The organism is Pseudomonas costantinii (assembly GCF_001870435.1).
GTDB classification, from domain to species: Bacteria; Pseudomonadota; Gammaproteobacteria; order Pseudomonadales; family Pseudomonadaceae; genus Aquipseudomonas; species Aquipseudomonas costantinii.
The window spans coordinates 103,500-117,924 of the sequence record NZ_MDDR01000039.1; the positions used below are offsets into that span (position 1 = coordinate 103,500).

Sequence of the window (14,425 nt, forward strand, 5' to 3'; positions counted from 1 at the left end):
CTGAAAAAGACAAAATTACTTCAAGACGGCAACCCGCCCTACTCGCTGTAAATCATCTTCTTGCTCATGCCACCGTCCACGACAAACTCTTGCCCGGTAACAAACCCCGCCTGACGCGACAGCAACCACGCCACCATCGCCGCCACATCCTCTACCGTACCCACCCTGCCCGCTGGATGCTGGGCGTGGTCGGCATCGGTCAATGGCTCCGCACGCCGCGCCGCTGGATCACGCGCATCAATCCAGCCAGGACTGACGGCATTGACCCGCACTTCCGGGCCAAGGCTCATTGCCAAAGCGTGAGTCAGGGCCAACAAGCCGCCCTTACTCGCCGCATAGGCCTCGGTGTCCGGCTCCGACTGACGGGCCCGGGTCGATGCCAGATTAACGATCGCACCGCCATGGGCGCGCAGGTACGGCGCGCAGTGCTTAGCCAACAACATCGGCCCACTGAGGTTGACCGCCAATACGCGGTTCCAGTATGCCAAGTCGAGACTTTCCAGGGTGATGTTGCGCGGATCGGCTACCGCGGCGTTGCACACCAACGCATCCAGGCGACCGAATTGCCCGAGCACCTCAGCCACACCCTGGGCGACCTGCTTCTCGTCGGCCACGTCCATGGTGATAAACCAGGCGTTGTCGCCAAGCACCTTGGACACCTTGGAACCGCGCTCACGGTCCAAGTCGGTCAATACCACCTGCCAGCCTTCGCTGATCAGCCACGCAGCGATCCCGAGGCCAATACCCCGAGCCGCGCCAGTCACCAGCGCAACGCGGCCGTTACCGGCCGCCGCGGCCTCCATGGACCACTCGATCACAAGGCAGCCAGCCCACGAGCCAGGTCAGCCTGCAAATCGGCTACGTCTTCCAGGCCCACCGCGATACGGATCAGGCTGTCACGAATACCGGCAGCTTCACGCTCCTGTGGCGCCAGACGCCCGTGGGAGGTAGTGCTCGGATGGGTAATGGTGGTTTTGCTGTCACCCAGGTTGGCAGTGATGGAGATCAGGCGCGTCGCATCGATAAAGCGCCAGGCCCCCTCTTTGCCACCCTTCACCTCGAAGCTCACCACGGCGCCGAAACCACGCTGCTGGCGCTGGGCCAACGCGTGCTGCGGATGGCTCTTGAGGCCGGCGTAGTGCACCTTCTCGATACCCTCCTGCTGCTCCAGCCACTCGGCCAGCGCCTGGGCGTTGGCGCAATGGGCCTTCATCCGCAGGCTGAGGGTTTCCAGGCCTTTGAGGAAGATCCACGCGTTGAACGGGCTCAGGGTTGGGCCGGCGGTGCGCAAAAATCCCACCACTTCCTTCATCTGCTCGCTGCGGCCAGCAACCACGCCGCCCATGCAGCGACCCTGGCCGTCGATGAACTTGGTCGCCGAATGCACGACGATGTCCGCGCCCAGCCTCAGCGGCTGTTGCAGTGCCGGCGTGCAGAAGCAGTTATCGACCACCAGCATGGCGCCTTTGGCATGCGCCACCTCGGACAGCGCGGCGATATCCACCAACTCGGCCAGCGGGTTGGACGGCGACTCGACGAACAGCAGCTTGGTGTTGGCCTTGATCGCCGTATCCCAACCGGAAAGATCCGCCAGAGGCACGTAGTCCACTTCGATACCGAAGCGCTTGAAGTACTTCTCAAACAAGCTGATGGTAGAACCGAACACGCTACGCGACACCAATACGTGGTCGCCAGCGCTGCACAGGCTCATTACCACGGCAAGAATTGCGGCCATGCCAGTGGCCGTGGCCACCGCTTGCTCAGCACCTTCCAGCGCCGCGATACGCTCCTCGAACGCACGCACGGTAGGGTTGGTGTAGCGCGAATAAACATTGCCCGGCACTTCACCCGCAAAGCGTGCGGCGGCGTCGGCGGCCGTGCGAAACACATAGCTGGAGGTGAAGAACATCGGATCACCGTGTTCACCCTCCGGGGTACGGTGCTGGCCGGCGCGCACAGCCAGGGTATCGAAAGCTACGCCATCGAGGTCGCTGTCCAACCGACCGGCATCCCATTCCTGACTCATGCTGCCACTCCTTACTCAATGCTTTGTTTAAGATACAAAACCGGCCCCTCAGGGCCGGTGTTTACTCAGTTGTTGTACAGATCGATGATCGCACTGACCGCCTGGGTCTTGATCTTCGAGGAGTCGTTGCGCGCCTGTTCGATCTTGTTCAGGTAGGCCTCATCGACGTCACCGGTCACATACTTGCCGTCGAACACGGCACAATCAAACTGCTCGATCTTGATTTTGCCGCCGCCAACCGCTTCGATCAGGTCCGGCAGGTCCTGATAGATCAGCCAATCAGCGCCGATCAGGTCCGCAACGTCCTGGGTCGAACGGTTGTGGGCGATCAGTTCGTGAGCACTCGGCATGTCGATACCATACACGTTCGGGTAACGCACGGCTGGCGCTGCAGAACAGAAATAGACGTTCTTCGCACCGGCTTCGCGGGCCATCTGAATGATCTGCTTGCACGTGGTGCCGCGCACGATGGAGTCATCCACCAGCATCACGTTCTTGCCGCGGAACTCCAGCTCGATGGCGTTGAGCTTCTGGCGTACCGACTTCTTACGCGCGGCCTGGCCCGGCATGATGAAGGTGCGGCCGATGTAGCGGTTCTTGACGAAGCCTTCGCGGAACTTGACGCCCAGGTGGTTGGCCAGCTCCAGCGCAGCGGTACGGCTGGTGTCCGGAATCGGGATCACTACGTCGATGTCGTGTTCAGGACGCTCGCGCAGGATCTTCTCGGCCAGCTTCTCGCCCATGCGCAGACGCGCCTTGTACACCGAAACGCCGTCGATGATCGAATCCGGACGCGCCAGGTAGACGTGTTCAAAGATGCACGGGGTCAGTTTCGGGGCCACGGCACACTGACGGGTGTGCAGCTTGCCATCTTCAGTGATGTAGACCGCTTCGCCCGGAGCCAGGTCGCGAATCAGAGTGAAGCCCAGCACGTCCAGGGACACGCTTTCGGAGGCGATCATGTACTCGACGCCTTCATCGGTGTGACGCTGGCCGAACACGATCGGGCGGATGCCGTGCGGGTCACGGAAACCGACGATGCCGTAACCGGTGACCATGGCCACTACCGCGTAACCACCGACGCAACGGTTGTGCACGTCAGTCACGGCGGCGAACACGTCTTCCTCGGTCGGCTGCAGCTTGCCACGCTGTGCCAGCTCGTGGGCGAACACGTTGAGCAGCACTTCCGAGTCGGAGTTGGTGTTGACGTGGCGCAGGTCAGATTCGTAAATCTCCTTGGCCAGCTGTTCAACGTTGGTCAGGTTACCGTTGTGCGCCAAGGTGATGCCGTAAGGCGAGTTGACGTAAAACGGCTGGGCTTCGGCCGAGGTCGAGCTACCGGCAGTCGGGTAACGCACATGGCCAATACCCATGTGCCCGACGAGGCGCTGCATGTGACGCTGATGGAACACGTCACGTACCAGCCCATTGTCCTTGCGCAGGAATAACCGGCCGTCGTGGCTGGTCACAATACCGGCAGCGTCCTGGCCGCGGTGCTGGAGGACGGTTAGCGCGTCATACAGCGCCTGATTGACGTTCGACTTACCGACGATACCGACGATGCCACACATGCGACGCAACCCCTACTTAATGAATCTTGACTGAACACGACTTACTGAGGCGTTTTGGCCGGTAAGAGGTGTTCCTTGAACGGAAGATCAGCGGGTACGCTGATTCCGCTGGCCAGCCACTGACTGCTCCACCCCAAAATGAGGTTTTTGGACCAATCTGCAACTAATAGAAATTTTGGCACGAGTACAGACTCCTGCCACCATGAATCCTGCTGTACCGGCCCCAGGCTCAACAGCCCGACCGCCACGACCACCAGCAACGCGCCACGCGCGGCGCCGAAGGCCATGCCGAGAAATCGATCGGTCCCGGAGAGGCCGGTGACACGTATCAACTCGCCAATAAGATAATTGACCATTGCCCCCACCAGCAGCGTGGCGATGAACATGATGGCGCAGCCCGCGATGACGCGAGCCGAAGGTGTTTCGATATATCCGGCCAGGTAAACCGACAGTGAACCACCGAACATCCAGGCTACGACTCCTGCGATGATCCAGGTCAGCAACGACAGTGCTTCTTTTACGAAGCCGCGGCTTAGACTGATCAAAGCGGAGATGGCGACGATTGCAACGATCGCCCAATCAACCCAGGTAAATGGCACAGTGCAGCCTACGTACGGATAAGGCGGCGCATTTTAGCAGAGCGCCGGGCTATCGGTAAGCTGTGATTGTGGGTGCTTTGCAAATCAATGGGTTGTGTAGAGCAAACGCTATCTCAAGACCACCAAAAACAATGAGGGAGGGGGCTTGATCCCGATAGCTGCGTGCCAGCCACAGACAAGCTGACTGACACATCGCCATCAGGAGCAAGCCCCCTCCCACATTTAGACTGCATCACCAACCGGAGTCGGCAGTGACTCAGCCACGCTCAGGCTGGAAACGCACCACAAAACCGTTGAGATTCTGCTGGCGCCCCAGCAAATCCCGCAAGCGATCCGCCTCGGCACGCTCGATCAGCGGCCCGATAAACACGCGATTCTTGCCATCAGCACTGCGGATATAGGCGTTGTAGCCCTGGGTACGCAGCTTTTTCTGCAAGGCTTCGGCGCTTTCACGGCTGGCCAGGCTGGCGAGCTGGATCGACCAACTGATTGGCAGACCATTCGGGTCAATCCGGCTTTGCCCCACATCCGGCTTGCCCGGTGCCGCGGGTTGCGGCGCAGCCGGCTTGGGCACAGGCGCTGGTGCGACAGGCTTGGCTGCGACAGCCGGCGCAGGCTTAACCACAGGGACCGTCGGCTGCACCGGCATCGAAGGGGCTTGTTGCTCCGCGACCTCCTCGTCAGTCGGCACAGGCTCTTGCGGCAATGCCTGCGGCTCAGGCACCACCACCGGCTCAACTTGAACCTGAGGCACCACCGGTGCCTGCGGCGCCGCTGGCGCCTCGACAACCACCTGGCGTTGCTCGTCCTGACGGGAAAACAGCATTGGCAGAAAAATCACCGCCAACGCCACCAACACTAAGGCCCCAACCATTCGCTGCTTGTATGCGCTATCCAGTAATGCCATGTGCAGCTTCCTCCGTGGAGCGCCGGGCCAACCACTCTAGCGCCTCGGCAACACAATAAAATGATCCGAACAACAGGATTTCGTCCTCGGGCGTTGCCACCGCGCATTGCGCCTCAAGCGCGGCGGTGACGCTTGCATACGACGCCACCGGCGCACCAAGGTTCTGCAAGGCCACCTGCAGCTCGGCAGCCGGGCGGCTACGCGGCGTATCCAACGGTGCGACCGCCCAAGCTTGAACACTGCTCAGCAACGGCGCAACCACACCGTCCAGATCCTTGTCGGCCAGCAGACCGAACACCGCAAGGCGGCGACCGGCCGGCGGCGTACGCGACAGACGTTGCGCCAAGTATTCAGCCGCATGGGGATTGTGCCCCACATCCAGCAGCAGGTTCAGGCGCTTGCCTTCCCACTCGAACGCCCGACGATCCAGACGCCCAACCATCCGGGTAGCCAGCAATGTCGCTGCAATTTGCTCGGCATTCCACGGAAAATCCAGCAACAGGTAGGCTTGCAGCGCAAGCGCAGCGTTTTCCATCGGCAGGTTCAGCAACGGCAAGTCACGCAGCTCTACTACCTGGCCACGCGTATCCCGCCCACTCCACTGCCAATACTGATTGCCAATCTCGAGATTGAATTCACGGCCGCGCAGGAAAAACGGGCAATTCAGCTCCCGCACCTTGTCGAGCAAGGTATGCGGCGGATCCAGGTCACCACACAGCGCAGGCTTGCCCTGGCGGAAGATCCCGGCCTTTTCATAAGCCACCGACTCACGGGTATTGCCCAGGTAGTCGGCATGGTCGACGCCAATACTGGTGATTAGCGCCAGATCGGCATCCACCACGTTGACCGTATCCAGGCGCCCACCCAGACCGACTTCCAGGACGACCACATCCAGTTGCGCACGCTCAAACAGCCAGAACGCCGCCAAGGTGCCCATTTCAAAGTAAGTCAGGGAAGTTTCGCCACGCCCGGCATCGAGTGCGGCGAAGGCTTCGCAGAGCTGCTCATCAGTGGCTTCGACACCATTGAGTTGCACCCGCTCGTTGTAGCGCAGCAAGTGAGGCGAGTTATATACGCCAACCTTCAACCCTTGGGCTTGCAGCAGCGCAGCAACAAAGGCGCAGGTAGAGCCCTTGCCGTTGGTGCCGGTCACCGTGATCACACGCGGCGCCGGCCGACCCAACCCAAGGCGGGCCGCTACCTGTTGCGAGCGCTCCAGGCCCATATCGATGGCTGACGGATGCAACTGCTCAAGGTAGGCGAGCCATTCGCCCAGGGTACGTTGGGTCATAGGTTTGCAGGCACCGGCGGCACGACGATTGGCTCGACTTTAGGCGCGACGTACACAGGCGTCGGCAAGCCCATCATTTGCGCCAACAAGTTACCCAGACGTGGACGCAGCTCACCGCGAGGGATGATCAAGTCGATCGCGCCGTGCTCCAGCAGGAACTCACTGCGCTGGAAGCCTTCCGGCAGTTTTTCGCGAACGGTCTGCTCGATCACACGCGGGCCAGCAAAGCCGATCAGCGCTTTTGGCTCACCGACGATCACGTCACCCAGCATCGCCAAGCTGGCGGAAACGCCGCCGTAGACCGGATCGGTCAATACGGAGATGAACGGGATACCTTCTTCACGCAGACGCGCCAGCACCGCGGAGGTCTTGGCCATTTGCATCAGGGAGATCAGAGCTTCCTGCATACGCGCACCACCGGAGGCGGCGAAGCAGATCATCGGGCAACGGTTTTCAAGCGCGTAATTGGCGGCGCGCACGAAGCGCTCACCGACGATGGCGCCCATGGAGCCACCCATGAAGGAGAACTCGAACGCCGAGACCACAACCGGCATACCCAGCAGCTTGCCGCTGACGGAGATCAGCGCGTCTTTCTCGCCAGTCTGCTTTTGCGCGCCGGTCAGGCGGTCCTTGTACTTCTTGCTGTCGCGGAACTTGAGACGGTCCACCGGCTCCAGTTCGGCACCAAGCTCTTCACGGCCATCGGCGTCAAGGAAGATGTCGATGCGGGCGCGAGCGCCAATACGCATGTGGTGGTTGCACTTAGGGCAAACGTCCAGGGTCTTTTCCAGCTCAGGGCGGTACAGCACCGCGTCGCAGGATGGGCACTTGTGCCACAGACCTTCAGGAACCGAGCTTTTCTTCACCTCGGAACGCATGATCGAAGGGATCAGTTTGTCTACTAACCAGTTGCTCATGCTTTCTTTCTCCAGTACCGGTGGCTTGAACACAGCCCCGCGTATGCCCTTGAGCTAAATTCATATGTGGCGATGATACATGCTGGACGGGGTCAGACGTTCGACCAGCCATTTCCCGCACGCACCCTCAGCCTTCCAGACAACCTGCCAGCGCAGGGTTGCCACTTCATTTCCGGGCCTCCCGCAGGGGGCACCGGTGCTGTTTTACACAGTGGTAGTTATGGACGGCGGCAGACTGCCAGCCGTCACATCACACTACTGCTGTTGCGCACTGCCTGCATGAATGCGCGAATCTTGTTGTGATCCTTGATGCCCTTGCCCTGCTCTACCCCACCACTGACATCCACCGCATACGGCCGAACCTGCTCAATCGCAGCCCCGACATTCGCGGGATTGAGCCCGCCGGCCAGGATAATTGGCTTGCTCAACCCTTCGGGAATCAGCGACCAATCGAACGCCTCGCCAGTACCACCGGGCACGCCTTCGACATAGGTATCCAACAGAATCCCGCGAGCGCCGGTATACGCAGCACACGCGGCGGCGATGTCATCCCCGGCCTTGACACGCAGCGCCTTGATATACGGGCGCTGGTAGCTTTCACATTCATCGGGGCTTTCGTCGCCATGAAACTGCAGCATGTCCAGCTGAACGGCATCCAGGGTTTCGTTAAGCTCGCAGCGACTGGCGTTGACGAACAAACCCACGGTGGTCACGAACGGTGGCAGCGCGGCGATGATCGCCCGCGCCTGCAACACATTCACCGCCCGCGGGCTCTTGGCATAAAACACGAAACCAATGGCATCCGCCCCCGCCTCGACCGCCGCCAGCGCATCCTCTATGCGGGTAATCCCGCAAATCTTGCTGCGAACGGCTGACATATCGTAGAAACCTCAGGGATTGAACCGAGAAAGTCCCGGATGGTAACAAAAGCTTTTCCGGGCGTCAGCCGCCAAGTTCGCTGAAACCTGTGAGGAAGTGTGGCCCGATGAAACGATCCGGCAGCTCGAACTCGTCGCGGTACTCCACATCGACCAGATACAGGCCAAACGGATGCGCCGTGACACCGCCGGTGCGGCGAACCCGACTTTCCAGCACTTCCCTGGCCCACTCCACCGGGCGTTCGCCGGTGCCAATGGTCATCAGCACGCCCGCAATATTGCGCACCATATGGTGCAGGAAGGCCCCGGCACGGATATCCAAGACAATCATCTTGCCATGACGGGTCACCCGCAGATGATGGACTTCCTTGATCGGCGACTTGGCCTGGCACTGGCCCGCACGGAAGGCGCTGAAATCATGCACGCCAACCAGATGCTGCGCGGCCTCGGCCATGCGCTCGGCATCCAGCGGGCGATGGTTCCAGGTGATCTCTTCGTTAAGATGTGCCGGACGGATCTGATCGTTGTAGATCACATACCGGTAGCGCCGGGCGATGGCCTTGAAGCGCGCATGAAAGTGCGCGGGCATGACCTTGGCCCAACTAACACTGACGTCATGGGGCAAATTGATATTGGCGCCCATCACCCACGCTTTCATCGTGCGCTCGGCCTGAGTATCAAAGTGCACCACTTGGCCGCAGGCGTGCACACCGGCGTCGGTACGCCCGGCACACATCAACGAAACCGGAGAGTCGGCGACTTTCGACAGGGCCTTCTCCAGAGTTTCCTGAACCGTCGGCACACCCGAGGCTTGGCGTTGCCAGCCGCGATAGCGCGAACCTTTGTATTCCACGCCGAGGGCGATTCGGTAAAAGCCTGCGGCCGCCATTTCGGCGGCCGCGTTATCTATATTTGCCAAGAACTGAGAGCCTGATGAGTTGCGCAAAGGCGGCCATTATGCCGGTTTGTGTGGGAGCTGGCTTGCCTGCGATAGCATCAACCCGGTTTTACCGAAAGACCAAGTCGCCTGCATCGCGGGCAGGCCCGACTTCCACACAAAGCAAAACGGCGACCCGAAGGTCGCCGCCGCTTCAACAATCGACGATTACGCCAGTCGGCTGAGCATTTCCTTGGCTTCGCTACGCTGAGCCTCATCGCCTTCGGTCAGCACTTCGGAAAGGATGTCCCGCGCGCCGTCTGCATCCCCCATATCGATGTAGGCTTGGGCCAGGTCCAGCTTGGTCGCGACCTCATCGGTGCCGGAAAGGAAATCGAAGTCTGGCTCATCACCGCCCAACGCCGCGTCTTCAGCGGTGAATGAAGGCTCGATGGAAGGATGCTCCAGGCTCTGGGACAGACGATCCAATTCAGCGTTGACGTCGTCCAGATCCGAAGCAAACGCATCAGGCTTGGCGGCCGTCGGAGCTTGCGGCTCATCCGCCAGGGACAGGTCGAAGTCTTCCGGCAGGTCGAAATCGTCCAGCGCGGCCGGCGTCAGGGTCGGAGGCTCAACTGCCGGCATATCCTTCATCTGGTCTTCAAGACCCGAGAGGAAGTCGTCGTCCGATTGCGCGGAGGCCGGTGCTTCCAACTGCAAATCCAGATCGAAGTCCGACAGATCGTCCGAACGGGTCTTGGTTTCAGCCTGCTGAAGGGCGGACTCAAAGCTCAGCTCATCTTTCGAGCTGACCACGGCCGGAGAAGCCGCTTCCAGATCGTCCAGGCTCAAGTCGAAATCAGTGTCGAAAGCCTCAGGCGCCGGCGCTGGCGCAACAGGCTTGTCTTCCAGCAGGTCCTTGACGTATTGAGCGTCCAGGGCCGCAGCGGCAACAGCGGCACTGACACCCACCGCCAACACGGCCATGGCTGGGAAGCGACCTTTAAGCTGCTCGACCTGGGCATGGTTTTCACCATTGGCCACCAGTTGACGCTCCTGGCTGACGAACCCGTCTTTGTCGCTTTGCAGACCGTAGACTTCCATCAACTTCAAGCGCAAGTCGCTGCGCTTGGGCTCATGTTTGATCGCCTGCTCCAGTACCTCGGCAGCCTGATTCAGATGACCCCGATCAATATGGGACTGGGCTTGAGCCAGCGCATCATTGGAATTTTCCGGAGCTACAGCAACAGCCAGTGGCGCGAGTGCGGAGGCAACTGCCGGGGACACTACAGGCTCAACAATCGGAGCAGGTGCTGGAGCAGCAGCCAACTTGACGTTCGGCGCCGGCACTTCCAAACCTTCGAAGCTGTCCGAAGGCAGATCGTGATCAACGTTTGGGGCGAACACAGGCTCTTCAGCCAGGGCCCGCGCCATACGCAGGTGCTTTTCCTCTTCGCGGCGGGCATTGCGATGACGCGCCCACAAGAGCAGGAGCAGCAACACTACCAGGCCAGCCGCACCGCCGATCACGCCGAGGACAACCGGGCTAGTCAGCAGGTCATTGAATTGGCCTTCGGGGCTGGCAGGCGCAGCATCCGGCTTGATCGGCTCGGGCTCGGGCACAGCTGCAGCCGGCGTAGCTCCGGGAGCGGCCGGAGTGGCCGCAGGCTCACCGGCCAACTGAGCAGGTATCGCCGCCGTCGCCTGCGCCGCCGGATCACCCTTTTCAGCCTGCAACCTGGCCAATTGATCATTTTTCAGTTGAATCAGCTTTTGCAGCTTGTCCAACTGGCTTTGCAGGTCCGCTGCACGGCTTTTCAGCTCAGCGTTGTCACGGCGAGTGGTATCCAACTCTTCCTGAGTCATCGCCAGTTTGTCGCTCAACGCCCGACCGTCACCCGCCCGGCCCTTCGCGCCTTTTTTGGCTGACTCGGCCGATACCAGGCTCAAGTTGTCCTTGGCATTGGTGCTCGACGGAGCACTCCCTGCCTGAGTGCGCTTGGTAGCATCCAGTTGCTGCTTGCCCAACGCTTGATTGGTTGCCGTGCGACGGCCCTGACGCCAAGCAGCGTTCTGCGCAGTCACCTCGGCAATCGCCTCGGGCTGCGGCAGGCTGGTCGCTTGCACGCGATCCGGCAGGCGCAAGACCTGACCGGTTTTCAGGCGGTTGATATTGCCGTCGACAAAGGCATCAGGATTGAGCGCCTGAATGGCCAGCATGGTCTGCTGGACCGACGCACCATTGCGATTTTTCTCGGCAATTTCCCACAAGGTGTCGCGAGAAGTCGTGGTGTGCTGGGCAGATTTGCTGACAGTGCGCGCAGTGCCGGTCGGCGCACTCAAACGCGGCGCGGGCGCGCTGGCGGTCGGCGCCGGCTGCTCGAACTTGGCCGGATCGAGCAGCACACTGTAGTCACGCATCAGGCGGCCATTGGGCCATTGCACCTGCAGCAGGAAACGCACATAGGAATCAGGCAGCGGCTTGCTGGAGGTGACACGCACCACGCTGCGGCCGCTGGGGTTGATCACCGGGGTAAACGTCAGGTCATTGAGAAACGCCTGGCGATCCACGCCTGCGTCCACAAACGCCTGGGAGGAAGCCAGGCTCGGCGTGATCTCGGAAGCCGTGAGGCCACCGACATCAAGCAATTCGATTTCCACCGACAACGGCTGGTTCAACTTGGACTTGAGGGTCATCTCCCCGAGCTGCAGCGCCTGCGCCATACCGGAGGACAGCGCCGAGGCGGCCGCTATTGCTAACACCAGTTTGCGAACTTGAACCATAGCCTCATCCTTTGTTTGAACACTCCCCGGCCTGCGAGAAGGTTGGTAACCGCTGCCATAAGGCATGGCGAGCCGATAGGTCACCGACGCGCTTCTATTCCTGCTTGGGGCCAAGCATAGCGCTTAGCTAGAATCAATCTACAAATTGCCGCCAAGTATCTTTTACACAAGGCCTTTTATCAACAACTGAGCCAGCTGTACGGCATTCAGTGCTGCGCCTTTGCGTACGTTATCTGACGTCAGCCACAGATTTAGTTCCGCCGGATCGTCCACACCCGCACGCACTCGGCCGACGTAGACTACATCCTGGCCGACCGCATCCCCCACAGCTGTAGGGTAGTCACCCTCTTCCACGAGCTCGATACCCGGTGCTGCGTCAAGTGCACGATTGACCGCAGCGAGGTCGACCGCCGATCCCAATTGCAACGACACACTCAGGCTATCGCCAAAAAACACCGGGGCTTGAACGCAAGTTGCGGAAATCTTTAGCAAAGGAGTTTCCAGCACTGCACGCAGTTCGTGTACGAGACGTTTCTCCAGGGCTGTATGACCTTGGGCGTCTGGTGTGCCGACTTGTGCCAGCAGGTTGAAGGCCATCTGCCGATCAAAGAACTTTGGCTCCAGCGGGCGCACATTCAGCAGCTCGGCGGTCTGTCGAGCCAGCTCACTGACGGCTTCGCGGCCCTGGGCAGACACGGCCAGATTAGCGGTGACGCTAACGCGCTGGATATCCAGCAAACCGCGCAATGGCGCCAGGACCACCGCCAGGTTGGTGGCGGATGGGCTTGGGCTGCCGAGCTGGAAAGGCTTTTTCAGACCTTTGAGAATGTGGGCGTTGGCTTCCGGCACCACTTGAGGCGCCTGATCGGCCGGCAAGGCGCCGGACAGATCGATCACCGAGCAGCCCGCCGCCGTGGCTCGCGGCGCGAAGCTCAGGGTAACGGCAGGGCCGGCCGCAAAGAACGCAAGCTGCGCTTTTTTGAAGTCGAACTCATCGACCTCCTTGACCCGAACGTTTTTGCCGCGAAACGGCACCGATGCGCCGGCCGAGTTACTGCCCGCCAGTAGGTACAGGGTGCCCACCGGGAAATCCAGTTCTTCGAGAATCTGCACCAGCGTTTCGCCAACGGTGCCGGTGGCGCCGATCACGGCGATTTCAAAGGTCTGGGTCATGGGAGTCGCCTCGGGTATTGCGGGGGGAGCGGCACTTTACCGGGTGGTGGGGGGCGAGGCAATTGCACACACTTCTCAGGCAGCAAATCCCCTGTAGGAGCCCGGCTTGCCGGCGATAGCGCCGGCTAGATCACCGCCAGGCTCAAAGCTATCGTCACTGGTAAGCCAGGCTCCTACAGGGAACGCGCCTGGCAACAAAAAACCCGCGACTGTCACCAGTCGCGGGTTTCTCTTATTGCCTCAAGCGATCAACGCTCCAGCAAAATCCGCAGCATGCGGCGCAGCGGTTCAGCCGCGCCCCACAGCAGTTGGTCGCCAACAGTGAACGCGCCCAGGTACTGGGTGCCCATGTTCAACTTGCGCAGACGGCCCACGGGGACATTCAGGGTGCCGGTGACCTTGGTCGGGCTCAGCTCCTGAATGCTGATATCGCGGTTGTTCGGTACCAGCTTGACCCATGGGTTGTGCTGGCTGATCAACCCTTCGATATCGGCGATCGGCACGTCTTTGTTCAGTTTGATGGTCAGCGCCTGGCTGTGGCAGCGCATGGCGCCGATGCGCACGCAGATACCGTCGACCGGGATCGGGCTCTTGAAGCGACCGAGGATCTTGTTGGTCTCAGCCTGAGCCTTCCACTCTTCACGGCTCTGACCGTTCGGCAGTTCTTTATCGATCCACGGGATCAAGCTACCGGCCAACGGCACGCCGAAGTTCTCGGTCGGGTAGGCATCGCTGCGCATGGCTTCAGCCACACGACGGTCGATGTCAAGGATCGCACTGGCAGGATCCGCCAGTTGATCGGCCACCGCCGCGTGGGTCGTGCCCATTTGCTTGATCAGTTCGCGCATGTTCTGCGCGCCGGCGCCGGACGCCGCCTGATAAGTCATGGCGCTCATCCACTCGACCAAGCCAGCTTCGAACAAGCCGCCCAGGCCCATCAACATCAGGCTGACGGTGCAGTTGCCGCCGATGTAGTTCTTGGTGCCCGCATCCAACTGCTGGTCGATGACCTTGCGGTTTACCGGGTCCAGAACGATGACCGCATCATCCTGCATGCGCAGGCTGGAAGCGGCGTCGATCCAGTAACCCTGCCAGCCGGCTTCGCGCAGCTTGGGGAACACTTCGCTGGTGTAGTCGCCGCCCTGACAGGTCAAAATCACGTCGAGGGTTTTCAGCTCTTCAATGCTGTAGGCGTCCTTGAGCGGAGCAATATCCTTGCCCACGGACGGCCCTTGGCCACCAACGTTCGAAGTGGTGAAGAACACCGGCTCAATAAGATCGAAATCCTGCTCTTCCAGCATCCGCTGCATGAGCACGGAACCGACCATACCGCGCCAACCGATCAGACCTACACGTTTCATCGCAACTACACCTTGTTAAAAAGTGGGCCGCCTTGCAGCAA

Annotated in this window: 12 protein-coding genes; all 12 read right to left on the reverse strand. The window is 60.6% G+C overall.

What is annotated here, in order from left to right:
* Positions 1 to 38 precede the first annotated feature (38 nt).
* The 12 genes from BFL40_RS24285 to asd all read right to left on the reverse strand — a co-directional run bounded on the left by BFL40_RS24285 (position 39) and on the right by asd (position 14,384).
* Entirely contained in the window at positions 39 to 803 is a 765-nt protein-coding gene (locus BFL40_RS24285; RefSeq protein ID WP_071486305.1) for an SDR family oxidoreductase, read from the reverse strand.
* 11 nt (positions 804 to 814) lie between these two features.
* Complete coding sequence (locus BFL40_RS24290; protein ID WP_071486306.1) at positions 815 to 2,026, reverse strand: O-succinylhomoserine sulfhydrylase; 1,212 nt, start codon at positions 2,024 to 2,026, stop codon at positions 815 to 817.
* A 65-nt stretch (positions 2,027 to 2,091) separates the two neighbouring features.
* A complete protein-coding gene (gene purF, locus BFL40_RS24295) occupies positions 2,092 to 3,597 on the reverse strand; it encodes an amidophosphoribosyltransferase (protein ID WP_071486307.1) in 1,506 nt (501 codons plus the stop codon).
* Between the two features lie 41 nt (positions 3,598 to 3,638).
* Positions 3,639 to 4,196 (reverse strand): CvpA family protein, encoded by a 558-nt coding sequence (locus tag BFL40_RS24300; protein ID WP_003192538.1) that lies wholly within the window; start codon positions 4,194 to 4,196, stop codon positions 3,639 to 3,641.
* 256 nt (positions 4,197 to 4,452) lie between these two features.
* On the reverse strand, positions 4,453 to 5,103 hold the full coding sequence (locus BFL40_RS24305) for an SPOR domain-containing protein (protein WP_071486308.1): 651 nt from the start codon (positions 5,101 to 5,103) through the stop codon (positions 4,453 to 4,455).
* Positions 5,087 to 6,394 (reverse strand): bifunctional tetrahydrofolate synthase/dihydrofolate synthase, encoded by a 1,308-nt coding sequence (gene folC / locus BFL40_RS24310; protein ID WP_071486309.1) that lies wholly within the window; start codon positions 6,392 to 6,394, stop codon positions 5,087 to 5,089. Before folC ends, BFL40_RS24305 begins: the two co-directional genes overlap by 17 nt.
* Positions 6,391 to 7,311 carry an acetyl-CoA carboxylase, carboxyltransferase subunit beta gene (gene accD / locus BFL40_RS24315; RefSeq protein WP_071486310.1) on the reverse strand — a complete coding sequence of 307 codons (921 nt, stop codon included), beginning with the start codon at positions 7,309 to 7,311 and terminating at the stop codon, positions 6,391 to 6,393. The genes folC and accD overlap by 4 nt, the downstream gene beginning before the upstream one ends.
* Before the next feature lie 245 nt (positions 7,312 to 7,556).
* The gene (locus BFL40_RS24320; protein WP_071486311.1) at positions 7,557 to 8,189 is read right to left on the reverse strand and encodes a phosphoribosylanthranilate isomerase; all 633 of its coding nucleotides are present in this window, start codon (positions 8,187 to 8,189) and stop codon (positions 7,557 to 7,559) included.
* A 64-nt stretch (positions 8,190 to 8,253) separates the two neighbouring features.
* Positions 8,254 to 9,078 carry a tRNA pseudouridine(38-40) synthase TruA gene (truA, locus tag BFL40_RS24325; RefSeq protein ID WP_071486312.1) on the reverse strand — a complete coding sequence of 275 codons (825 nt, stop codon included), beginning with the start codon at positions 9,076 to 9,078 and terminating at the stop codon, positions 8,254 to 8,256.
* Between the two features lie 216 nt (positions 9,079 to 9,294).
* Positions 9,295 to 11,850, reverse strand: a complete 2,556-nt coding sequence (locus BFL40_RS24330; protein ID WP_071486313.1) for a FimV/HubP family polar landmark protein — start codon at positions 11,848 to 11,850, stop codon at positions 9,295 to 9,297.
* A gap of 162 nt (positions 11,851 to 12,012) precedes the next feature.
* The gene (locus tag BFL40_RS24335) at positions 12,013 to 13,023 is read right to left on the reverse strand and encodes an aspartate-semialdehyde dehydrogenase (RefSeq protein WP_071486314.1); all 1,011 of its coding nucleotides are present in this window, start codon (positions 13,021 to 13,023) and stop codon (positions 12,013 to 12,015) included.
* Between the two features lie 248 nt (positions 13,024 to 13,271).
* Entirely contained in the window at positions 13,272 to 14,384 is a 1,113-nt protein-coding gene (gene asd / locus BFL40_RS24340) for an aspartate-semialdehyde dehydrogenase (RefSeq protein ID WP_071486315.1), read from the reverse strand.
* Positions 14,385 to 14,425 lie beyond the last annotated feature (41 nt).

Bases quoted from the DNA above. Each gene is read 5' to 3' on its own strand.
- BFL40_RS24285 (WP_071486305.1), bottom strand. From the start codon at position 803: ATGGAGGCCGCGGCGGCCGGTAACGGCCGCGTTGCGCTGGTGACTGGC.
- BFL40_RS24290 (WP_071486306.1), bottom strand. From the start codon at position 2,026: ATGAGTCAGGAATGGGATGCCGGTCGGTTGGACAGCGACCTCGATGGC.
- purF (WP_071486307.1), bottom strand. From the start codon at position 3,597: ATGTGTGGCATCGTCGGTATCGTCGGTAAGTCGAACGTCAATCAGGCG.
- BFL40_RS24305 (WP_071486308.1), bottom strand. From the start codon at position 5,103: ATGGCATTACTGGATAGCGCATACAAGCAGCGAATGGTTGGGGCCTTA.
- folC (WP_071486309.1), bottom strand. From the start codon at position 6,394: ATGACCCAACGTACCCTGGGCGAATGGCTCGCCTACCTTGAGCAGTTG.
- accD (WP_071486310.1), bottom strand. From the start codon at position 7,311: ATGAGCAACTGGTTAGTAGACAAACTGATCCCTTCGATCATGCGTTCC.
- BFL40_RS24320 (WP_071486311.1), bottom strand. From the start codon at position 8,189: ATGTCAGCCGTTCGCAGCAAGATTTGCGGGATTACCCGCATAGAGGAT.
- truA (WP_071486312.1), bottom strand. From the start codon at position 9,078: ATGGCGGCCGCAGGCTTTTACCGAATCGCCCTCGGCGTGGAATACAAA.
- BFL40_RS24330 (WP_071486313.1), bottom strand. From the start codon at position 11,850: ATGGTTCAAGTTCGCAAACTGGTGTTAGCAATAGCGGCCGCCTCGGCG.
- BFL40_RS24335 (WP_071486314.1), bottom strand. From the start codon at position 13,023: ATGACCCAGACCTTTGAAATCGCCGTGATCGGCGCCACCGGCACCGTT.
- asd (WP_071486315.1), bottom strand. From the start codon at position 14,384: ATGAAACGTGTAGGTCTGATCGGTTGGCGCGGTATGGTCGGTTCCGTG.